The organism is Gemmatimonadota bacterium (assembly GCA_009838645.1).
Lineage (GTDB): Bacteria > JAAXHH01 > JAAXHH01 > JAAXHH01 > JAAXHH01 > JAAXHH01.
Window position 1 is genome coordinate 179,204 of sequence record VXRC01000024.1, and the last position, 21,192, is coordinate 200,395.

Below are 21,192 nucleotides of genomic sequence, written 5' to 3' on the forward strand. Positions count from 1 at the left end.
GTGCGATCGTGCCGTCACATCGCCGAGTAGAAGACCCGGTCGTAGACCTGGTGGACACGAGCGGTGTGTTTTCCGTAGGCTTCGAGCATTCGTCCGGGGCCGGCTTCCCGCTCGTCGCGGGTGGGGCCGGACAGTCCCATCATGCCGGCCAGGACGGCCTGTGCGCCGTGTTCCCGGGGGATCTCATGGGTCTGGTGGCCCGATGTCATCTGGATGCGGTTCTCCAGGTCCCGCAGGAAGAGATAGGCTTCGTCCAGGTCGGACGCCTCTTCATCGGATAGATACCCCTTTTCCGCCAGCGCGGTCAGCATCCTTCGGGTGCCCCGTTCCCAGGGCCAGCCCTGGAACCCGGCGTACACCAGCTGGAATCCCTGGGCGATGAACTCGATCTCCCGGATGCCGCCCTTCCCCAGCTTGACGTGGTAGTCGCCGCTGCCCCGTTCGATCAGCGCCTTCGCGATACGTTCCCGCATATGGTTTATATCTTCCAGGATCAACGGCTGGTCGAGGGCGGGGTAGAACACGAAGGGCTGGATCGTGTCGAGAAACCGGCCTCCCACCTCGCTGCTCCCCGCTGAGTGCCGGGCCTTCAGGAGCGCCTGGCGCTGCCAGGCCTGTCCCTGGATCTCGTAGTGCCAGCGGTAGCCTTCGATCGAGTTGGCGATGTCGCCGGCCCTCCCCTCCGGACGCAGGCGCAGGTCGACGCGGAAAACCTGGCCGTCCGGCGTGAGCCGGCTGATGAGGTCGGTGATTGCCCGGGCGAGCTTCGGGTAGTACTCGTAGGTGGAGGTCCCGTCCTTCTCGGTGCGTCCGTTCGTGACATCGTAGACATAGAGCAGGTCGATGTCCGAGCTGAAGTTCAGGTCCCGGCCACCCAGCTTCCCCATGCCGATGACGGCGAAGCCGCTCGGCTTCGATCCCTCGAGCATCGGCCGGCCGTGACGGGCCTGCAGTTTCGCGCCGCACACGTCGTGGGCCGCCTGGAGGCAGAGGTCGGCCACGTCCGTGAGCCGTTCCAGGACCGCCGGCGTACCGGACTGCCGCATCAGGTCGCACACGGCGATGCGCAGGTAGGCCTGCTGCTTGAACGTGCGGAGGGGTTTCATGGCCTCGTCCGGCGTAGACACGCCGTCGAGCATGCCCGCCAGTACCGCGTCCAGTTCTTCCGCTGGCTGCAATGCGCGCCACGCATCGCCCGCGAAAGTGTCGAGCAGGAATCCCACGTCCTGGACGAGCGTCGTGGTGAGGTAAGGGCTGGCCGAAAGGATCGTGAGCAGCGCGTCCCGGGATTCCGACGGCGCGGCCAGAAGGTCCATCAGGGCCGGGACCTGCGTGTCACCGCTTCGCGTAATGAGCGCGTGCATGCTGATGAGGGCCCGGTCGGGTTGCAGGGAACTGCCCGCCGCCTCGGCCAGTGCCGGAATGAGGTGCTCCGGGGCGCTCACGCCAAGCGGGGCCAGCCGCGCATCGATCTGTCCCAGCATGCGCCAGGCGTCTTCCGGTTGCTCGAATCCAGAGGCGCGCAGTTGGTCGGATACTGCGGCCGGCAACGGCGAGGAAAGCGCGTCGCGGTTAAATGAGAGGGTCGTCATGGTCGTGGTCTGCCTGGCCTGAAAAAGACCGCGCCTCCCCGCGTCGAAACGGTGGAGGCGCGCGTTACGATGAAACGCTACTGCCCTGCGATCCGGACTAGATGTCGTAGTAGAGTCCGAACTCCCACGGGTGCGGACGCAGGCGAATCTGGTCCAGCTCGTTCTCCCGCTTGTAATCGAGATAGGTCTCGACCAGGTCGGGCGTGAACACGTCGCCCTTGAGGAGGTATTCGTGATCGTCCTCCAGGGCGTCCAGCGCCTCGCCGAGGTCCTGCGGCGTGTGGGACACTTCCGCGGCCTGTTCCGGCTCGAGATCGTAGAGGTCGAGGTCGATCGGCTCCGGCGGCTCGATCCGGTTCTCGATGCCGTCCAGGCCGGCCATCATCATGGCCGTGAACGCCAGGTAGGGATTGGCGCCCGGATCCGGCGTGCGGAACTCGATCCGCTTGGCCTTCTCGCTCTTCGAGTACATGGGGATCCGCACGCAGGCGCTTCGGTTGCGCTGCGAGTAGATCAGGTTGATCGGCGCTTCGTAACCCGGGACGAGTCTCCGGTAGGAGTTGGTCGTCGGCGCGGCGAAGGCCAGCACGGAGGCGCAGTGATGGAGCAGGCCGCCGATGTAGTGCCGGGCCATGTCGCTCAGGTCGGCGTACGTGCCGGCCTCGAAGAAGAGGTTCTTGCCTTCCTTCCAGAGGCTCTGGTGCACGTGCATGCCCGAACCGTTGTCCTCGAAGATCGGTTTCGGCATGAAGGTCACCGTCTTGCCAGCCTGCCGGGCGACGTTCTTGACGATGTACTTGTACATGAGCAGGTCGTCGGACATGCGCAGCAGCGTGTTGAAGCGGATGTCGATCTCGGCCTGCCCCGCCGTGCCCACCTCGTGGTGGTGCACTTCCGACTCGATGCCCATGCTCCGGAGCGTCAGCACCATGCGCGTGCGCAGGTCCTGGTGGGTGTCGTTGGGGGGCACGGGGAAATACCCGCGCTTGTAGGGGATCTTGTTGCCGAGGTTGGGGCTCTCGGCCCGTCCCGTGTTCCACCAGCCCTCGCCGGCGTCGACCCGGTGGAAGCTGGCGTTCGGCTTCTGGGCGAACCGCACGTCGTCGAAGATGTAGAACTCGGCTTCCGGACCGAAGTAGGCCGTGTCCGCGATGCCCACGGACTGCATGTAGGCCTCGGCCTTCTGGGCGACGTACCGCGGGTCGCGCGTGTACATTTCAAGCGTCACCGGGTCCTTGACGTTGCAGACCAGGATCAGCGTCTTCGCCTCCATGAAGGGATCGATCTTGGCCGACAGCGGGTCCGGGATCAGGATCATGTCGCTCTTGTCGATGGTCTGGAATCCCCGAACGCTCGAACCGTCGAACCCGACACCTTCTTCGAAAGTGTCTTCTTCCAGCGTTTCGATCGGCGCCGAGAAATGCTGCCAGGTTCCCGGTACGTCGATGAACCGGAAGTCGACCATTTCCGCGCCCTGGTCCCTAGCGAATGCGATTACGTCAATTGGGGTCACGAGTATAGCTCCTCCCTGTTGATTATACGATGAATCGATGACCGGGAAACCGGGTCCTGAAAGGACCGGCGTATCACCGCGTCGATTGGCACCTCTTCGTACACTTAGTCATTGGAACAACCTAGCGAATCTAATGTACACGGTCATTGTTTCGCAAGTGTTTCCCCGAGGTTAAATCCTTGTTAATTCGCGTTTTTTTTATTTTACACCTCGTGGATATTTCACCGTTGCCGGCCCGGTTCGGATACCGCCCATCATGCCGGTCTATGGCGCGGTATCATGCCGGTCGCGGCGCGGTTGACGGCGCTCCGGACCCCGGAAAAAGGTATTGACTCCTTACCCCTCCGCGCATATAATGAGGTAACTGTTTCAGGAGCCGGAAACCCGATTGGAGCATGGTGTTTCCGGGTCTTTCAGACGCACGACTTTTCCAGGCATTTCCGACTGAAATCAGCGTTGTTCAGCCCTGCATGGTTGCGGTGCGGATGCCCGGTGCCGATCGATGCAGAACTTGGGAGAACGCCATACGGGCTACGCGGCGGCCAGACGGACCCCGATGGCGGTGTGGTACATCCTGGCGGCCTTCGTTGGCGCGTTGTTGGGTATCGTCTTCCTGGTCGTGGCCTATCCCGATGCACTGAGCACGCTCGGCGGGGGGCCGGCCGGGAACGCGAACTCGGCGCAAACGTATATACCTGAAAGCCCGGCATCGTCCGGTCAGCCTGGATCGGATGGTCATTCTGGCCAGCCTGGCCAGCGCGGGACGGAGGGCCTGTCCGGTTCACTTGGGCGTAGCGGTGCGTTCGGGGCGCCGAGGGGTGGCGGAATCGCGGATCCCCGCGCGGAATCCCGGCGTTCGCCGGCGGGACTGATCGCCGCCAACGAAGCGATCAGCACGTCCCGGCGCACGTCCATCGTATCCGCGGTTGAACGGGCGGGACCGGCCGTCGTGAGCATCGTCGCGACGTTCCAGATGCGGCGGCGCGGATTCTCCCCGATGTTCGACGATCCCTTCTTCGGCCATTTCGTGGTGCCGCGGCTGTACACCCGCGAAGAGCCGAACACGGGTTCGGGCGTGATTATCGACGAAACGGGCTACATCGTCACCAACGCTCACGTGGTTCAGCTTGGCGACTATACGGCTCGGCGAATCCGGGCCGTCCTGACTGACGGCCGAAGCCTGGCCTGCACCCTGGTGGGCGTAGATGTCATGTCGGATCTGGCCGTGCTCCACGTGGAAGGCGAGGACCTCCCGGTGGCGGCGCTGGGCCGGTCCGACGACATCATGACCGGCGAGTGGGCCATCACCATCGGCAATCCGCTGGGCCTGGCCGTGGAGGACGCCCAGCCGGCCGTGGCGGTCGGCGTGGTCAGCGCGCTGGGACGGAACTTCCGCCGGCAGCAGAGGTCGAGGACGGTCTACCGGGACATGATCCAGACCGACGCGACCATCAATCCGGGCAACAGCGGCGGTCCGCTGGTCAATGCCTTCGGCGAGGTCATCGGCATCAACACGTTCATCCTGTCCGAAAGCGGCGGCTCGGAGGGCGTGGGTTTCGCCATACCCATCGATCGGGTCCGGCGCGTCGCGGACGAGTTGATCCAGTACGGCGGAACCAGACGGGGTTGGACGGGCCTGTCGGTGATCGACATCACGGAATACGTGGCCCAGGAGTTGAATATCGTCAATCGACAGGGCGTGCTGGTGAACGAGATCGATCCGGACAGCCCGGCGGACTTGGCCGGCATCCTGGTCATGGACGTGATCAGGAAGATCAACGGGGAAGCGATCGCCAGCTACCCCGAAGCGCGGGAAGCGCTGTACGGCAGCCTGGTGGGTGATTCCATCGAACTGGAGGTCGAGCGGGACGGCCGCCTCATGCCCCTGGTCCTGCATATCGCCGAGTTGTGAGGAACAGTATGGTACGCGACGGTTGGGTCATGGTCATCCCTCTGGCTGCGCTTGCGGCCGTCAGCGTGGTGATCGGCTACCTGGCCCCCGGTGCGGTCTGGATCATACTGGCGTCGGTTTTCGGCGGCCTGGCCCTGTTCGTCGCGTTCTTCTTCCGTGACCCGGTCAGGCAGGTGCCCCCGGGCGACGGACTGGTGATTTCCGGCGGCGACGGCAAGGTGGTGACCGTCGAGGAGATTGAGAACGACGCCTTTATCGGAGGACCGGCCACGCAGATCAGCGTGTTCCTGTCTATCGTGGACGTGCACGTCAACCGGATTCCCATCACCGGCGTGGTCAGACTGCGCCGGCGGATCGAAGGGAAGTTCAAACTCGCCTTCAAGGACGAGGCCTCGGGCGACAACGCCCAGATGGTCCTGGGCATCGAAGGAGAAAAGGGCCGGATCCTGATCAAGCAGATCGTCGGTTTCGTGGCCCGGCGTATCGTCTGCAACGTCAACGAGGGCGACGAGGTGCGTATAGGCGACCGGTTCGGCCTGATACGCTTCGGATCGAGAATAGACGTCATCGTGCCGGTCGGCGCCGAAATCCGGGTTAAGAACGGAGACCGGGTCCGGGGCGGCGAAACGATACTGGGAGTGCTTAAATGAAAACCTGGATGCGCGTCGCGTTACCGAACGTGTTCACGCTGGGCAGCATCTTCTGCGGGGTTTCCGCCATCTTCTATTGTATCGACGGGTTCAACGCCCTGACCGGCGACCCCGGTCGTGCGCCGTGGCTCATCATAGCCGCCGCCCTGCTGGATTGCATCGACGGAAAGGTCGCGCGCTTCAGCCAGGGGGCTACCCGGTTCGGCATCGAGTTGGATTCCCTCGCGGACGTGATTTCCTTCGGGGTCGCGCCCATGGTCCTCGTGTATACCCTGAAGCCCTTCGGCGAGATCACCTGGGTGCTCTGCCTCCTCTTCCTGATGTGCGGCGCCATCCGCCTGGCCCGGTACAACGTGATGACGCTGCGCCGCGTGGAGCGGATCAACCAGGAGAAGGATAACTTCATGGGCCTGCCGATTCCCGTGGCGGCCATCGCCGTGGCGTCCTACGTCATCTTCTGCTGGGACCGATGGGAGGAACTGCACCTGGAAGGCCCGTTCATGGGGTTCATGCTCGTACTGTCCATTCTCATGATCAGCCCCCTGTCCTACCGTACCCTGCCTTCCCTCGCCTTCAAGAGCAAGTGGTCCATCCTGAAGCTGATCGCCATCGCCGCGGCCCTGGCGGCCCTGGTCTGGAATCCGCAGCTCACGATCTTCCCCATCGTGCTGCTGTACATCCTCTCCGGCATCGCGGCCTGGGGCGTCCACATGGTCCGTCACGATGAGGACATGGCGCTATCCGTGGAAGAGTAAGGGAGTCCGGCCATGGCACAGCGTAAAGGGATGGGTCTGCTGGTGTTCTACATCCTGGTAGGCGCCATCGTCGGCGGGGTGGTCGGTGAGTTGATCGCACTCCTCTTCGGATACTTCATGCCCGGCAGCATGGTGGAGAAGTTCTTCCTGGAAGCCTTCGTCTACACTTTCCCGCCCGCCACACTGCCGCTCGTCATACTCTCCGTCACCTTCGGCTTCACGGTCAAGGTGAACCTCATCAGCCTCCTCGGGATCGGTTTCGCCACCTATTACTATCGCTGGTACTAGCACCCTGACGAGATGACGAAACCATTTTCAAGCGGCATCCATCCATTCCGAATTATCCTACCCTCGACACACAACCACCAGCGGCGGCCATACAGGAGGATAGAGCTGCGTTCGATCGTTAGGCTCGTCCAGCTGCCGATCGTGTTGGCGGTCGCGTTGTTTCTCACGGGCGGCTATGTTCACGCCGGCCAGGCAAATACCGCCGCGCAACCCGCCGGTTACGCATTCGACAGCTACGAAATCGACATCGGCCCGGCGGTCCGGCAGACGGTGCTGACGGGATACCTGCTGGGTGGTGAAACAGCGGAATTGGCCGTGGTGACGGTTGACGAGGACGGCAGCCGACGGTTGCGTATCTATGGTTACGAAGGAGAACCTAGTGAAGGCGGACCGGGAGAAGCTGAAACGCGTACGTCGTCCTCGGCGAACGGTACCTGGGCACTGCGGATGGATACGCGGCTGCGTCCCGGTGTGACCTTCGTCGACATTGCCCGCATAGATGGCCGCGATCGCCTGATTATCGGCGAACCGGGGCGGCTCAACGCGTGGGATCCCGGTTCGGACACGGAACACGAACTCGTGTCCGTCATGCCCGCCGCCACCGTCACGACCGTCAAGTCCGGCGCAACCGGCTTCCGTGCTCCCCATGAAGGTGAAGTGCCGCACGTGGACGTCACCCGGGACGTGAACGGCAATGGCCGGATGGACCTGGTCGTAACCGGCGACAATGGCTTCCAGATTTACGTCCAATTGGAAGACGGCGCCTTCGCCGATCCGTTTGAAACCGGCCCACCTCCCAACCTGGATCCGATCCTCGGCGCCGACGGTTACCGGTTCGACCCCTGGAGCGTGAGCCGGATCCACGAATTCGACTGTGACGGCGACGGCCGCGTCGACCTGGTGTCCTGGAACGGAAACCACTTCGAAGCGCATGTACAGGACGAACAGGGCCTCTACGACCCCGAACCATTGAATTTCACCACCGACGTGTCTTTCGATACCGATGATGTTACCTCGCTTGCCGAGGGGGAAATGACGGGCCGCGCGCTTCACTCGTTCGGCGACCTGAACAGCGACGGCATCGCCGACATGGTGGTCTACGTCCTCGAGGGAGCACGGATTAAGGACAAACGATCCGCTTACGAAGTGTATTTTGGGGCGCGCGGAGTCGAAGGCGCAGGCGGACCCGATGGAACGTTAGGGACTGGTGGCAACGGATCCGATGTGCTCGGTTCCGGCAGCCCCATCCAATTCGCGACCATGCCGGATGTCACGATACAGACCGAAAACCAGGTCCAGCTCGCTATGGAACGCCGCGATCTCGACGGGGACGGCGAAGACGACCTCGTCGTCACTTCGATCGAGAACAAGTATCTCGAAGGCGGCCTCTTCAAGCGGATCAAGGGCTTCATGGGAGATGACGTCTGGTTGAATGTCGCCTCCTACCACGTGCGCGACGGCCACATCCCGGACCGCGCCACGGCCACGCGGCGCATCCAGCTGGACGGCGCGCCGAGTCCTCGGGAGCCGGGTTGGGTTCCGTTGGAGGTCGTGCTCCAGGGCGGAAAACACGCACGACGAAGGGATCGCGAACAGTACTTGCGTGCGTTCAACAAGAACCTGTTCATTGGGGACGTGACGGGAAACGACCGCGCCGACCTGCTGATCGAGTGGACCCACCGGGAACTGCATATCTACGAGGGCGTGCCTGCCCCTGGCCTGTTTGCGGACGAGCCAAAGAAGGTGACGATCGAACTGCCCAACGACGAGGAATTCGCCTGGATGACGGACCTAAACCGGGACGGCCGCCAGGACATCGTCATGCACCATCCGTTTACGAAACGTGACGCGCACGGGGCGCCAATGGAACTGCCGGGCGCGGAGTCTCACCGCGTGACCCTGTTGATCGCGCGGTAAAAACGCCGACTATGCATTTGGAGTAACGCGTGGCAAACTTAATCGAAATGGCGGCCCACGAACTTGCGCCGCGGATCCAGTCCGGCGAGGTCACCGCGGAAGAGGTGGCCAGGGAAGTCCTCAGCCTTATCGAAGAAAAGGATCCCGCCATCAATGCCTATCTCGCAGTCGACCGGGAGGCGGTGATCGAAGACGCGCGGGACGTGGACCGTCGTATCGCTGCCGGCGAAACGACCGGACCTCTGGCCGGCGTGCCCATCGCCATCAAGGACGCCATCTGCACGAAGGACCTGGAAACCACCTGCGCTTCCCGTATCCTCGAGGGATTCGTGCCGCCCTACGACGCCACGGTCATCGCCCGGTTACGCGCGGCGGACGCCGTGATCGTCGGCAAGACCAACATGGACCAGTTCGGCATGGGGTCCTCCAACGAGAACTCCGGGTTCGACGTCTGCCGGAACCCCCTGGACACCTCCCGCGTACCGGGCGGTTCGAGCGGAGGTTCCGCCGCGGCCCTGGCGGCGGGCACGGCGGTCCTGGCCCTGGGCGAGGACACGGGCGGTTCGATCCGCCAGCCCGCGGCCTTCTGCGGCGTCGTGGGACTCAAGCCCACCTACGGACGGGTTTCCCGCTACGGCATCATCGCCTATGGTTCATCCTTCGACCAGGTCGGCCCCATGGCCCGGAACGTGGAAGACTGCGCACAGCTACTGGGCGTCATCGCCGGCCACGACCCCATGGATACCACGTCGGCATCGGAAGCGGTGCCGGACTACACGGCCACCCTAAAACAGGACATTGCCGGCCTGCGCATCGGCGTGCCCGAAGAATATCTGGCCGAGGGTCTCGACGCATCCGTGAAGGAAAGCGTAAGCCGGGCGATCGAACGCATGGAATCCCTGGGCGCCCGCGTGGAAAGCGTTCACCTGCCCCACACCGAATACGCCGTGGCCGCTTACTATATCCTGGTCACCGCGGAAGCCTCTTCCAACCTGGCCCGATATGACGGGGTAAAGTACGGGTTTCGGGGTGATCAGGATGGGGGGGCGTCGGCCACTGAAGCGCCGGCCGGAGGATCAGGGGTCGCGCCGGAGGCACCAGCGACGCCGGCCGACAGCGGAACCGGGGTCGGCGCGCCAGCGCTCGCGCCCGAAGACCGGCTGGACGCCATGTACGGATCGACCCGCAGCGGGGGGTTCGGCCTGGAGGTGAAACGCCGCATCATGCTCGGTACCTACGTGCTCAGCGCCGGCTACTACGACGCCTACTACGACAAGGCCCAGCGCGTGCGCACGCTCATCAAGGGCGACTTCGACCAGGCCTTCGAAAAGGTCGACCTTCTGGTGGCCCCCACCACGCCTACCACCGCCTTCCGCATCGGCGAGAAGATCGACGACCCGCTTCAGATGTACCTGTCCGACGTATATACCGTGCCCATCAACCTCGCCGGCGTGCCGGCCATCTCCCTGCCCTGCGGAACGGATCCCGGCGGCATGCCCATCGGCCTGCAGATCATCGGGCCCCATTTCGGCGAGGAGCGAATACTGCGGGCGGCCTTTGCCTTCGAGGAGGCGACGCGGTCATGAGCGACGCAGTGATGAAGTATGAGTCCGTGATCGGGCTGGAAGTGCACGCCCAGCTCTTGACCAACTCGAAGATCTTCTGTGGATGCCCGGTGGCCTTCGGCGGTGAGCCGAATACCCGCGTCTGCCCCATCTGCCTCGGCATGCCCGGCGTCCTGCCCGTCCTGAACCGCCGCGCCGTCGAATACACGATCCGCATGGCTCTGGCCGTGGACGGCCGTGTGGCCGAAACCAGCGCTTTTGCCCGCAAGAACTACTTCTATCCGGATCTGCCCAAGGGCTACCAGATCTCGCAGTACGACCGGGCGGGCGAGCCCATTTCCCTGGCCGGCGGCATCGAGATCGAGGGCGAAGACGGCCCCCGTTTCGTCCGGCTCCGGCGGATCCACCTGGAGGAAGAAGCCGGAAAGTCCATCCACAATGAACCCGGGTACGATCCCGACCTGAGCTACATCGATTTCAACCGGACGGGCGTGCCCCTCATGGAGATCGTCAGCGAACCCGACATCCGCAGCCCCCGCGAAGCCTCGGTCTACCTCGCCCGGCTGCGGCAGATCCTGCAGTACATCGGCGTCTGCGACGGCAACATGGATGAGGGAAGCCTGCGCTGCGACGCCAACGTGTCCATCCGCAAGCCCGGCGATCCCCTGGGCGAACTCGTCGAGATCAAGAACATGAACTCCATGCGCTCCATGGAACGGGCCCTGGAATTTGAAATCGCCAGGCAGTCCGAACTGCTCGATGACGGCGGCACCGTCGCACGCCAGACCCGCCTGTGGGACGAGGAGAAACGGGAGACCTTTCCCATGCGGTCGAAGGAAGAAGCCCACGACTACCGGTACTTCCCCGACCCCGATCTCGTCACCGTCGAGATCACCCGATCCTGGGTGGACGAGATCGGCGAAGACCTGCCCGAACTCCCCGATGTGCGCATGCAGCGTTTCGTCGAAGCGTACGAACTGCCGCAGGACATGGCGCGGCAACTGACGGAGAACCGGACCCGGGCCGACTACTTCGAGGCATGCGTCTCTCATGCGGTCGGCAAAGCAACGGGTGGAACGGCCGGCGAAGCATCAGATGAAGCAATGGAAGGATCGGCCGGCGACGCGCGCACCGTCAGCAACTGGATGCTCAGTGAACTCCTGCGTGTCCAGCACGAACGCCGCATGGACCAGGAGACCCTCGAAGCCCGCATTCCACCCGATCACCTGGCCCAGCTCCTCGGACAGATCAAGAAAGGCAAGATCAGCGGCAAGATCGGCAAGGACGTCCTCGACATCATGGCCGAAACCAGCAAGGCACCGGCCAAGGTCATCGAGGAACAGGGCCTCGTGCAGATCTCGGATACCGGCGAACTCGAAGGCGTCGTCGACGGTATCCTCGCCGAACATCCCGACGACGTGGCCGAATACCGGGCCGGCAAGACCAAGCTCCTCGGCTTCTTCATGGGCCAGGTCATGCGCGCGACCCAGGGCAAGGCGAATCCGAAGATGGTGAACGAGTTGCTCCGGAAGAAGCTGGCGGAAGGTTGAGACCGTTCGTAGGTATCAACCGGAATCCGTGATCTTCAGCAGGCCCTCGACGCGGCCGAGCCTACCGTTCATGTCGTGCATTTCCTCCCGGATGGCGGTAACTTCCGTGCGCACGGACGCGATCTCTCCCTTTAACTCCTCCTTCATTTCCTTCATATCGGACTTAAGTTCGTTGCTGATGGCCTTTGTCTGTTTCCAGATAAAGATAAAGGCCGTCAGCAGCGTGACCGGGGTGATGAGAAGTTGGGCAAGTTCCATCAGAGTCATTCCTCCTCTTAGATTGGGGGCGCAGTTTGGCGGTTATTCCAGGTCCGTTTGTCAGTACATTTTTCTTTGTTGACGTTTGTTACTCATTGCTTGATCGTGCGACGTCGGAGGTCATCAGCAGGCCTTCGACGCGGCTGAGACGTCCGTTCATGTCGTGCATTTCTACACGAATGGAAGCGACTTCCTTGCGAATCGATGTTGTTTCTTCCTTAAACTCCTCCTTCAGTTCTTTCATATCTGTTTTCAGTTCTGACTTCAAATCCCTCATATCTGCCTTCAATTCCCGCCTCAGTTCTTCCCTGCCGGTTTTGGCCTGCTTCCAGAAGAAGATGAATGCCATCAACAAGGTGGTTGGTGTGACAAGAAGCTGTGCAATTTCCATGATCTTCCCTCCAATCTGTGAGGGACACAGTCCGGCAATCGATCCAGCCATTCTCGTCCCGGCCATGGCGCGAGAAGGAATTCGACTACTTCTTACGTAGTTTTTCAAAGTCCAGGGTCATCAACAGACCCTCGACGCGGCCGAGACGTCCGTTCATGTCGTGCATTACTTCCCGGATGGATGAAACATCGTTACGAACGGCCTTGATGTCTTCCTTTAACTCTCTTTTCAGTTCGTTGCTGATAGCTTTGGTCTGTTTCCAAAAAAAGATAAAGGCCGTCAGCAATGTGACCGGGGTTATGAGCAACTGAGCAAGTTCCATGTTCAATATCCTCCCATGCAGTTTGGGTGAATGGTCTCATTCGGGCTTCGAATCGATGTGAGCGACCAACGCTCTTTTACGAATCAGTCGTAGAAATCGTAGCAAATCTGGAAACAATCGTGTGAAAATGAGGTTTTTGTGCGGGCTTGAGTAACCGAGGCGACTGTAGTGCGGATCCAGAAAGCGGATGAAGACGAGAGGTGTTTTGCGGGAGAAACAGGAGAGGAACAGGTCGATCCGGCGGTGGGAATCTCCGGTTGAGTCACTAGACGATCTTGTTTCGTGTATACTTTGTAGATACCTTGTTTACCGTATCCTAGGATGGGGTTGATCGAAAGTACCTGGCTTCACTTCACAGAATGAGGATCCCATGTTCCCCGAACAGGCCATTGAAAAACGCCAACAACTGCTGCGCGACGGCTTCTGCGTGGTCGACGATATCCTCGGCAGTGCTTTCCTTCAGGAGCTGCGTATCGAAACCGAGCGCATGATGGAAAACTGGGTGCCGCCACCCGATGTCAGGTACCAGGGCCAGCACGTCACCGCGCAGGGGACTGAGAACCCGACCATTCAGAAGCTGCTCGACTGGCCCGCCACGCGGCGCGCCCTTGAACAGATGGGTCTGGGCGACTTTGCCAGCACCGGTGGGGTCATCCTTCTCACCAAGGATCCGGGAGAACCGGCACTGTACTGGCACCAGGACTGGATGCAGTGGAACGATCCGATGAGTTGCTCTCCCTGGCCGCAGATCATCTTCGTATCGTATTACCTGAGCGATACGTCGCGAGAGAACGGATGCCTGAAGATCATACCGGGCACCCACCTGAAGCGCATCCCGCTGCACGACCAGCTGGTGCCGGCTCATGAGCAGGGCGCCCGCTTCATTGCCGAAGACCATCCCACCATGTTCAGCGACCACCCCGACCAGGTCGAGGTCTGCGTCAAGGCCGGTGACCTGGTACTGGCCGATGCCCGCGTGCTGCATTCGGCGCATCGGAACTTGACCGACGAGCGCCGTACTCTGGTACTGGCCTGGCACCGGCGCCCCGACACCGTGCCGGCCTATTGGACCGATCCGGTGCCGACCATCATCGCCGAGCGCGACCCTGAGATGGAGTATCCAGGATCCAGGATTCCGGGTGAACTTTTGCAGTAGGAGTGAGGTAAATCAGTTGGAAAGGCGTGGAAGTCGACTGAAGCAGATGTGAAATGAGTAAACCATGTTGTAAGATTTCAAAGTTTTTTGATGACATGGTATACATTTTTCATACAAACGAGCGCATAGTTAACATGGGCGCACCCTCAAGATTACAAACAGTTGCATTTGTTTGACAAAGGTGTTGCCTGGCAACTAAAGACACACAAAGCCCCCATGCCCCGTAACTGGTCTGAAAGCGAAATCGCCGCCATCGTAGAAGACTATTTCGAGATGCTCGCGCTCGAGCTCGAAGGGCGCCGTTACAACAAGACCGAGCATCGACGTGCGCTCATGCACACCATCGAACGTAACCATGGATCGATTGAGCGCAAGCACATGAACATCAGCGCGGTGTTGGCCGTTCTCGGTCTTCCCTATATCAATGGGTACAAACCTTACAGCAACTTTCAGCAGGCCTTGTTCGAGGCGGTGCAGGCACGACTTCATGATGACGCTGTTCTTTATGCGTCTCTGACGGGCGAGGCTGCCGCAGTAGGGGAACCTTTACCCGAGTTTCGCATTGATACGGAACAGATTGTAGACCCGGAACGAGTCTATGTAGACGCGCCGTTACCTCTGGAAGTCACAGATCCGCAATTGCCGGCAGACATCAGCAGGATTGTACGGAAGTTCGAACCTCCCGCCGAACGGGATGCCCGCAATCGAATGCTAGGAAAGGCAGGCGAGGAGTTCGTATTCGAATTGGAGAGGAAGAGGTTGTCCATGCTGGGCAGGCAGGACCTTGCGGACAATGTACGTTGGGTCGCCCGGGACGATGGGGATGGTTTCGGCTTCGACATCCTGTCTTTCCATGGTTCAGGCACAGGTTACAAGGCCAGCCGCGAGCGCTGGCTGGAGATCAAAACGACGAACGGTCCGAAGACCACCCCGTTTTTCATTACCAGGAACGAACTGAGCGTATCCGAGGAAAACCCGGAAATCTTCAGGGTCGTAAGGTTATACGATTTCCGGAGAAGGGCACGAGCCTACCGCCTGGAACCGCCGCTGGAGGATCGAGTTCGTCTTACGCCTGCAATTTACAGGGCTTACCCCTGAATCCTGCCCGTTTTGTATTGATAATCAGCCCAATTGACCTAACTTAGCGTCATCAGGTCAACCAACCGTCCATTCTACCGGCCATCGCGTTTCCATTCCGAACAACCGGGGATAAGTCCGTATGCCGAGTAATACCTTCATGGTCCGAATCCTACGTACATCCCTTGTGGCAGTGGCCTTACTCACTGCATATCCCCCGGACCAGGCATCGGCCCAGAACCAGACGATCACCGTCGTCAGCTTCGGCGGCTCCTACTCCCGCGCCTGCGAGAAGGGCTACCACGAGCGGTTCGAAGCGGAAACGGGTATCAAGATCAACTTCGAGGACTACAACGGCGGGCTGGCGCAGATCCGCGCGCAGGTGGACGTGGGAAATGTATACTGGGACGTAGTTGACATGAATATCGCCGATATCGTCCGGGGTTGCGATGAAGGACTGCTCGTTCCGATCAACATCGACGGTTTTTCTCCGGGCGCTGATGGCACGCCGGCCGTGGACGACTTCGTTGAAGGTACGATTTCGGAATGCGGCGTGACGACCCTGTTCTTTTCGACGGTTATTGCGTACAACGACAAACGCATCGGCGACATGAAGCCCAAGACCGTCGACGACTTCTTCGACCTGGAAAAGTTCCCGGGCCGCCGGGGCATGCGGCGCGTTCCGCGGGTCAATCTCGAATTCGCGCTGATGGCGGACGGGGTGCCGCTGGACAAGGTGTACGCCACGCTGGACACCGAGGAGGGCATCGCCCGGGCCTTCCGCAAGCTGGATACCATCAAGGAACACATCATATGGTGGGAGACCGGGGCCCATCCGCCGCAGTTGCTGGCCGACGGCGAGGTGGTGATGACCACGGCCTACAACGGGCGCATCTTCAACGCCCAGGTGCTGGAGGATCAGCCTTTTGTCATCGTTTGGGACGGGCAGGTCCTGGATACGAGCGGGTTCGGCATCGTCGAAGGCACGCGCAACCTTGAATCCGCGCTTCGGTTTTTCGACTTCGCCGCCACGGCGGAGTCCATGGCCGGCCTCGCCCGGTACATCGCCTACAGCCCGACGCGCCGTTCCGCCATGCCCCTGATCTCGACCCACGCCGAAAAGGGGGTGGACATGCGGCCGCACATGCCCACGACACCGGAGAACGCGGCGCGCGCCCTGCACAACGACTGGGAATGGTGGAGCGACAACGGCGAAGAGATGAACGAACGATTCAGCACGTGGCTGGCCCGGTGAAGAGAGAAGACCGTATACCGAGCAGTTGCCCCATGATTCGAATTGTCCTGTCGGCCCTGGTGGTATCGGCCTGGCTCTCTGCATATCCCCCGGGCCAGGTATCCGCACAGAACCAGACGATCACCGTCGTCAGCTTCGGCGGTTCTTACGCTCGGGCCTGCGATATAGCCTACCACGAACGGTTCGAGGCGGAAACAGGCATAGGCATAAACCTGGAGGACTACACCGGAGGATTGGCGCAGATCCGTGCCCAGGTGGAGATGGGTAACGTGTTCTGGGATGTTGTCGATCTGAATATGCCCGAACTCGTCCGGGGTTGCGACGAAGGGCTGCTCGTTCCCGTTAGTATCGACGACCTGCCAAAGGGCGCCGACGGCGCGTCCGCGGCGGATGATTTCGTCGAGGGTACGATCACCGAATGCGGCGTAACCAAGTTGTTCTTTTCGAGAATGATCGCGTACAACGACGCGCGAATTGGCGACGTGAAACCCACCACAATAGCCGACTTCTTCGATCTGGAAAAGTTTCCGGGCAGACGGGGAATGAAACGTTCGCCCGTGGCCAACCTCGAGTTTGCCCTAATGGCTGACGGCGTTCCGCGGGAGGATGTATATACCACGCTTGACACCGAGGAAGGGGTACGCCGTGCGTTCCGCAAACTGGACACGATCAAGGAACAGATCGTATGGTGGGAGACGGCGGCCCATCCCCCGCAGATGCTGGCCGACGGTGAGGTGACGATGACCACGGCAGCCAATGGACGTATTTTCAACGCCCAGGAGCTTGAGGGACAACCCTTCATCATACTCTGGGACAGCCAGATTCTGTATACGAGCGGGTACGGCATCGTCGAAGGCACGCGCAACCTCGAAGCCGCACGCCGGTTTCTCGACTTCGCCAGCCGGGCGGAGTCCATGGCCGGCCTCGCCCGGTACATCGCCTACAGCCCGACGCGCCGTTCCGCCATGCCGCTGATCTCGACCCACGCCGAGACGGGGGTGGACATGCGACCGCACATGCCCACGAGTCCGGAGAACGCGGCGCGCGCGCCGCACGACGACTGGGAATGGTGGAGCGACAACGGCGAAGAGATGAACGAGCGGTTCAGCACGTGGCTGGCGCGGTGATTTAACACTCCATCGCACGACCGGCCACCGGCCCGGTGAGGAGACCTAAATGCCCCTTGCAATGACGCCCCAGCAGGCCCAAGACTTTGACGAGAAGGGCTTTATAGTTCTCGAGGAATTCTTCGACCAGGCCGAACTCGACCGGTTGCTTGCGGCCATCGACGAGGTGGGCGACCGGATAAGATCAGAGAAGGAACTGGGCCCCGATGACCCCTATGCCGTGCGCAACGCATTGGCCCATCACGAGGCCTTTCTCGATCTCATCGACCACCCGCGCATGCTGCCCCTGGTGGTGGACGCCATCGGCTGTAACATCCAGATCCGTACTACGCACCTGGACTACCGGCCGCCCTATCCCGAGGACCTGAAGGGCCGCATTTCGGGCGTCGGCAAGGGCGAAGACCACCAGGCGGGGTACCGCAACGTCGGCTGGCATCCCGATCTGGCGAGCGACGACCTGTTCCTGGGGCCTTCCCTCGATGGACGCCTTCCGTTCATGGAGATCAAGGTCTTCTACGTGCTCTACGACATGACCGGATCCAACTGCGGCAACCTGTGGCTGGTGCCGGGCAGTCACCGGCGCAGGCCCGCGGAACTGCGGGAGCGGGAAAACGGGACGGATCCGGAAGGGGCGGTCGAACTCAGGCTGCCCATCGGTTCGGCCGTGTTGTGGCGCACCGCGGTGTGGCACTGCGTCGGCCCCAACCTCTCGCGGAAGACGCGCAAGATCATGCACGTGGGGTACCATTACCGCTGGCTTCGGCCGACCGACTACAACGAGCAGGACCCCGGGCTCATCGAACGAAGCTCGCCCGTCCGGCGGCAGCTGCTGGGCGCTCTTTCCCCGAAGGGCGATCCGATGGGACCGGACCCGGGCTACCATCCCGCGTCGCGGCATTGGATGTCGGAAGACAAAGACGACGTACCGCTCCGCGAATGGGCGGAGGCGAGGGAGCCGGGCTGAGCAACACGGGCACCGCCTGTGTCGACCTACTCTCCCCGAGCGCTCGACCCGTTCTACTTCGGCGGTCCTTACGACGCCTCAATACGCCCCCTTAACCTTCCCGAACCACCCCCGTAGCGGGTCTCCCAACTCCTCCATGTAGCGTTCCATCCGCCCTTTCAGGTCCCGGCGCACGGCGTCGTAGGCCGGATCGCCGTACACGTTGTCGAGCTGATAGGGGTCGCGCTTCAGATCGTACAACTCGCCGGGATCGGTGGCGTTGAAGGTGAACTGGTGGTTTCGGGTGCGGACCATCCGCTGGTTGGCGACGGTGAAATGGCGGTCGAACACGCAGTAGACTTCTTCGCGGCCGTTCGAAAAGGGACGTCCCTCGATGGCCTGGAGGAAGGACTGGCCGTCGAGATCCGCGGGCACATCGAGACCCGCGGCGTCGAGGGATGACTGCATGATTTCGTGGAGGTAGACGAACTCGCCGCAGGCCGTGCCGGGTGCCTGGCATTCGGGATGGGCGATGACGAGGGGAATGCGGTAGATCTCGTCGTACATGAACTCGCCCTTCTCGATCAGCTTGTGCGCGCCGAGGCAGTCCCCGTGATCGGACGTATATACAATGATGGTGTTGTCGAGCTCGCCCAGTTTCTCCAGGTGCGCCACGACCCGTCCCACCATGTCGTCGATGAGTGTGCAGTGCCCGAAGTAGCGCGCCGCGATTTCCTGGAATCCCTCCCAGCCGTAGTCGCCCAGCCCCCACATGTGTTCGATCAGCTGCTGGCGGTAGGGCTTATTCTCGAAGGTCTCGGCGTATCCCGGGTGTTCCGGTATAGCCTTCGGATCGTACATGGAAAAGTACGGCTCCGGGACCAGCGAAGGGCTGTGCGGTCCCCAGAAATTGGCCCACAGGTAGAAGGGCTCCTCGCCGGCGGCCACCTCGTCGAGCACGCGGATGGCTTCCTCGGCGACGTAATACTCGATGCACGACTCGACCGGCCCCTCGTGCAGGGCGAACATCTCCTGCCGCTGGTTCGCGGGATTGGTGCCGACGTAGCGGTGCGAAACCGTGGGCGGCGGGTCGAAACCGTGCTCTCTCAGAAAGTCGGCGTAATGGTTGTGACTGCTTAGGCTGCCGCCGAACTGCAGACCGGGCAGCAGATTCCCCCCGGGGAAGCCGTAACCCATGAAGTCCTTGCCCGTGAACCCGTAGCCCGTCGGACCGGTCTCCTGGTCCACGTGCCACTTGCCGGCGTATCCGCAGCGATAACCTGCATCCGACAGGTAGTGATTTATGCCCCGCACGCCCTCGCGTATACACAGTCCGTTGGCCGTCACCCCGTGATTGTGCGGATAGAGACCCGTGTAGAAGGAGGCGCGGGCCGGCGAGCAGATCGCCGTCGGCGTGAACGCCCAGTCGAAGCGCACGCCGCGCGCGGCCAGGGCGTCGATGTGCGGCGTCCGGCACACCTCGTTCAGCCCGTAGCAACTCACCGTGTCGAGCCGCTGCTGGTCGGACATCAGGACGACGATATTGGGTCGCTTTGGCAATGGGTGCTCCTCTCAACTAGCACGTCCATACATAAACAAACTCAGCAATGAAGTAATGAATCTAAACCTGATGTCCCGGTCAAGTTAACAAGTGCCATGTACTACTCGTAGGCCAAGATTGGAATTGAAGGCACACATTGCGCTCAATCAGGACACCATGTATAATCAGTCGCCAGCGTTTCCGACAAATTGTGTTAAGTAAAGAGTGCTTGTTCCTTGAACTTCAGGGCGTAGATATGTGTCTGATCCGAAAAAGAAGTAGAATTGCCTTCGCGGTTTTACTTGCTGCGGTTATGGCGGTATGCGGAATCGAACGCTCAGAAGCTCAGAAGCTGACGGTAGTAAGTTGGGGCGGTGCTTTTTCTCGTGCCAGTATCAAAGCCTATCACGAAAGGTTTACCCGGGAAACAGGTATTGCGATCGACTATGAAGACTACAACGGAGGACTGGCGCAGATCCGCAGCCAGGTTGCCGCAGGCAACGTATACTGGGACGTTGTAAATTTGGAAATATCGGATTTCGTAAGGGGTTGCGACGAAGGACTGCTGGTGCCCCTCTCTATAGAGGAGTTCCCTGATGGTGCGGATGGAACTCCAGCCAGAGAAGACTTCATGGACGGAACGATACTGGAATGTGGTGTGGGCATGCGTTTCGCGTCTACCGTGTACGCTTACAACGAACAGAGCATTCAAGGCGACAAGCCGACGACCATCGCCGACTTTTTCGACTTGGATCGTTTTCCGGGACGGCGGGGAATGCGTCGTTCGCCATTGGTGAATCTGGAATTCGCGCTTATGGCCGACGGTGTTCCCGTCAGCCAAGTCTATGAAGTCCTGGATACACCCGAGGGTGTAGAGCGTGCATTCCGCAAACTTGGCTCCATTAAAGACTACATAATTTGGTGGGAGACCGGCGCACAACCACCACAGTTACTGGCCGACGAAGAGGTAGTGATGACTACGGCCTACAATGGCCGGATTTTCAATGCCCAGATCCTGGAAAACCAGCCATTCGTTATTGTTTGGGACGGGCAGGTATTGGATTCGGGTGGTTTAGGCATCGTCGCGGGTACCAAAAATCTCGAATATGCAAAAGCTTTCGTTCATTTCGCGACCACGGCTCAATCCATGGCGGGTTTAACGAGGTACATTTCCTACAGTCCCACTCGCCGATCCGCCATACCCCTGATTACGACACATGCGGAATCAGGAGTGAACATGAGGCCACACATGCCGACAACTCCGGAGAACACAGCCCGGGCATTATTCAACGACTGGAATTGGTGGAGCGATAACGGCGAGGAATTGATCGAACGCTTCAGTACCTGGCTAGCGAGGTAGGCAATCAACCACCGAGGTTAT

General features: G+C 61.0%; 19 protein-coding genes. 13 read left to right on the forward strand and 6 right to left on the reverse strand.

Features of this window, described 5'->3' with window-relative positions; all coding sequences use genetic code 11:
- Positions 1 to 14: 14 nt before the first annotated feature.
- On the reverse strand, positions 15 to 1,592 hold the full coding sequence (locus F4Y38_07250; GenBank protein MXY49085.1) for a hypothetical protein: 1,578 nt from the start codon (positions 1,590 to 1,592) through the stop codon (positions 15 to 17).
- Positions 1,593 to 1,689: 97 nt separating this feature from the next.
- Complete coding sequence (gene glnA, locus F4Y38_07255; protein ID MXY49086.1) at positions 1,690 to 3,105, reverse strand: type I glutamate--ammonia ligase; 1,416 nt, start codon at positions 3,103 to 3,105, stop codon at positions 1,690 to 1,692.
- 502 nt (positions 3,106 to 3,607) lie between these two features.
- Between glnA and F4Y38_07260 the strand changes: the two genes are divergently transcribed.
- From F4Y38_07260 to gatB, 7 genes are all read left to right on the forward strand, one after another.
- On the forward strand, positions 3,608 to 5,017 hold the full coding sequence (locus tag F4Y38_07260) for a trypsin-like serine protease (GenBank protein MXY49087.1): 1,410 nt from the start codon (positions 3,608 to 3,610) through the stop codon (positions 5,015 to 5,017).
- A gap of 8 nt (positions 5,018 to 5,025) precedes the next feature.
- Positions 5,026 to 5,667, forward strand: a complete 642-nt coding sequence (locus tag F4Y38_07265; GenBank protein ID MXY49088.1) for a phosphatidylserine decarboxylase — start codon at positions 5,026 to 5,028, stop codon at positions 5,665 to 5,667.
- The gene (gene pssA / locus F4Y38_07270) at positions 5,664 to 6,422 is read left to right on the forward strand and encodes a CDP-diacylglycerol--serine O-phosphatidyltransferase (protein MXY49089.1); all 759 of its coding nucleotides are present in this window, start codon (positions 5,664 to 5,666) and stop codon (positions 6,420 to 6,422) included. The genes F4Y38_07265 and pssA overlap by 4 nt, the downstream gene beginning before the upstream one ends.
- 12 nt (positions 6,423 to 6,434) lie before the next feature.
- On the forward strand, positions 6,435 to 6,710 hold the full coding sequence (locus F4Y38_07275) for a DUF4321 domain-containing protein (GenBank protein MXY49090.1): 276 nt from the start codon (positions 6,435 to 6,437) through the stop codon (positions 6,708 to 6,710).
- 141 nt (positions 6,711 to 6,851) lie between these two features.
- A complete protein-coding gene (locus F4Y38_07280; GenBank protein ID MXY49091.1) occupies positions 6,852 to 8,627 on the forward strand; it encodes a VCBS repeat-containing protein in 1,776 nt (591 codons plus the stop codon).
- 29 nt (positions 8,628 to 8,656) lie between these two features.
- A complete protein-coding gene (gatA, locus tag F4Y38_07285; protein ID MXY49092.1) occupies positions 8,657 to 10,213 on the forward strand; it encodes an Asp-tRNA(Asn)/Glu-tRNA(Gln) amidotransferase subunit GatA in 1,557 nt (518 codons plus the stop codon).
- Positions 10,214 to 10,224: 11 nt separating this feature from the next.
- On the forward strand, positions 10,225 to 11,742 hold the full coding sequence (gatB, locus tag F4Y38_07290) for an Asp-tRNA(Asn)/Glu-tRNA(Gln) amidotransferase subunit GatB (GenBank protein MXY49093.1): 1,518 nt from the start codon (positions 10,225 to 10,227) through the stop codon (positions 11,740 to 11,742).
- 15 nt (positions 11,743 to 11,757) lie between these two features.
- Here gatB and F4Y38_07295 read toward each other — a convergent pair whose 3' ends face one another.
- The 3 genes from F4Y38_07295 to F4Y38_07305 all read right to left on the reverse strand — a co-directional run bounded on the left by F4Y38_07295 (position 11,758) and on the right by F4Y38_07305 (position 12,713).
- A complete protein-coding gene (locus tag F4Y38_07295) occupies positions 11,758 to 12,000 on the reverse strand; it encodes a hypothetical protein (GenBank protein MXY49094.1) in 243 nt (80 codons plus the stop codon).
- Positions 12,001 to 12,088: 88 nt separating this feature from the next.
- Entirely contained in the window at positions 12,089 to 12,391 is a 303-nt protein-coding gene (locus F4Y38_07300) for a hypothetical protein (protein MXY49095.1), read from the reverse strand.
- Between the two features lie 85 nt (positions 12,392 to 12,476).
- Entirely contained in the window at positions 12,477 to 12,713 is a 237-nt protein-coding gene (locus F4Y38_07305) for a hypothetical protein (GenBank protein MXY49096.1), read from the reverse strand.
- Between the two features lie 370 nt (positions 12,714 to 13,083).
- Here F4Y38_07305 and F4Y38_07310 point away from each other — a divergent pair, with 370 nt between their 5' ends.
- From F4Y38_07310 to F4Y38_07330, 5 genes are all read left to right on the forward strand, one after another.
- Positions 13,084 to 13,869, forward strand: a complete 786-nt coding sequence (locus F4Y38_07310) for a phytanoyl-CoA dioxygenase family protein (GenBank protein ID MXY49097.1) — start codon at positions 13,084 to 13,086, stop codon at positions 13,867 to 13,869.
- A 216-nt stretch (positions 13,870 to 14,085) separates the two neighbouring features.
- A complete protein-coding gene (locus tag F4Y38_07315) occupies positions 14,086 to 14,967 on the forward strand; it encodes a DUF3883 domain-containing protein (GenBank protein ID MXY49098.1) in 882 nt (293 codons plus the stop codon).
- A 139-nt stretch (positions 14,968 to 15,106) separates the two neighbouring features.
- The gene (locus tag F4Y38_07320; GenBank protein ID MXY49099.1) at positions 15,107 to 16,201 is read left to right on the forward strand and encodes an ABC transporter substrate-binding protein; all 1,095 of its coding nucleotides are present in this window, start codon (positions 15,107 to 15,109) and stop codon (positions 16,199 to 16,201) included.
- A gap of 32 nt (positions 16,202 to 16,233) precedes the next feature.
- Entirely contained in the window at positions 16,234 to 17,328 is a 1,095-nt protein-coding gene (locus F4Y38_07325; protein MXY49100.1) for an ABC transporter substrate-binding protein, read from the forward strand.
- Positions 17,329 to 17,377: 49 nt separating this feature from the next.
- Positions 17,378 to 18,292, forward strand: a complete 915-nt coding sequence (locus F4Y38_07330; GenBank protein ID MXY49101.1) for a phytanoyl-CoA dioxygenase family protein — start codon at positions 17,378 to 17,380, stop codon at positions 18,290 to 18,292.
- 78 nt (positions 18,293 to 18,370) lie between these two features.
- Here F4Y38_07330 and F4Y38_07335 read toward each other — a convergent pair whose 3' ends face one another.
- A complete protein-coding gene (locus F4Y38_07335) occupies positions 18,371 to 19,831 on the reverse strand; it encodes a sulfatase-like hydrolase/transferase (protein ID MXY49102.1) in 1,461 nt (486 codons plus the stop codon).
- A 236-nt stretch (positions 19,832 to 20,067) separates the two neighbouring features.
- Between F4Y38_07335 and F4Y38_07340 the strand changes: the two genes are divergently transcribed.
- A complete protein-coding gene (locus F4Y38_07340; protein MXY49103.1) occupies positions 20,068 to 21,171 on the forward strand; it encodes an ABC transporter substrate-binding protein in 1,104 nt (367 codons plus the stop codon).
- The last annotated feature ends 21 nt before the right edge of the window (positions 21,172 to 21,192 follow it).

Bases quoted from the DNA above. Each gene is read 5' to 3' on its own strand.
- gatB (MXY49093.1), top strand. From the start codon at position 10,225: ATGAAGTATGAGTCCGTGATCGGGCTGGAAGTGCACGCCCAGCTCTTG.
- F4Y38_07300 (MXY49095.1), bottom strand. From the start codon at position 12,391: ATGGAAATTGCACAGCTTCTTGTCACACCAACCACCTTGTTGATGGCA.
- F4Y38_07260 (MXY49087.1), top strand. From the start codon at position 3,608: ATGCAGAACTTGGGAGAACGCCATACGGGCTACGCGGCGGCCAGACGG.
- F4Y38_07325 (MXY49100.1), top strand. From the start codon at position 16,234: ATGATTCGAATTGTCCTGTCGGCCCTGGTGGTATCGGCCTGGCTCTCT.
- F4Y38_07315 (MXY49098.1), top strand. From the start codon at position 14,086: ATGCCCCGTAACTGGTCTGAAAGCGAAATCGCCGCCATCGTAGAAGAC.
- pssA (MXY49089.1), top strand. From the start codon at position 5,664: ATGAAAACCTGGATGCGCGTCGCGTTACCGAACGTGTTCACGCTGGGC.
- F4Y38_07265 (MXY49088.1), top strand. From the start codon at position 5,026: ATGGTACGCGACGGTTGGGTCATGGTCATCCCTCTGGCTGCGCTTGCG.
- F4Y38_07275 (MXY49090.1), top strand. From the start codon at position 6,435: ATGGCACAGCGTAAAGGGATGGGTCTGCTGGTGTTCTACATCCTGGTA.
- F4Y38_07250 (MXY49085.1), bottom strand. From the start codon at position 1,592: ATGACGACCCTCTCATTTAACCGCGACGCGCTTTCCTCGCCGTTGCCG.
- F4Y38_07310 (MXY49097.1), top strand. From the start codon at position 13,084: ATGTTCCCCGAACAGGCCATTGAAAAACGCCAACAACTGCTGCGCGAC.
- F4Y38_07295 (MXY49094.1), bottom strand. From the start codon at position 12,000: ATGGAACTTGCCCAACTTCTCATCACCCCGGTCACGCTGCTGACGGCC.
- F4Y38_07305 (MXY49096.1), bottom strand. From the start codon at position 12,713: ATGGAACTTGCTCAGTTGCTCATAACCCCGGTCACATTGCTGACGGCC.
- F4Y38_07330 (MXY49101.1), top strand. From the start codon at position 17,378: ATGCCCCTTGCAATGACGCCCCAGCAGGCCCAAGACTTTGACGAGAAG.
- F4Y38_07320 (MXY49099.1), top strand. From the start codon at position 15,107: ATGGTCCGAATCCTACGTACATCCCTTGTGGCAGTGGCCTTACTCACT.
- F4Y38_07340 (MXY49103.1), top strand. From the start codon at position 20,068: ATGTGTCTGATCCGAAAAAGAAGTAGAATTGCCTTCGCGGTTTTACTT.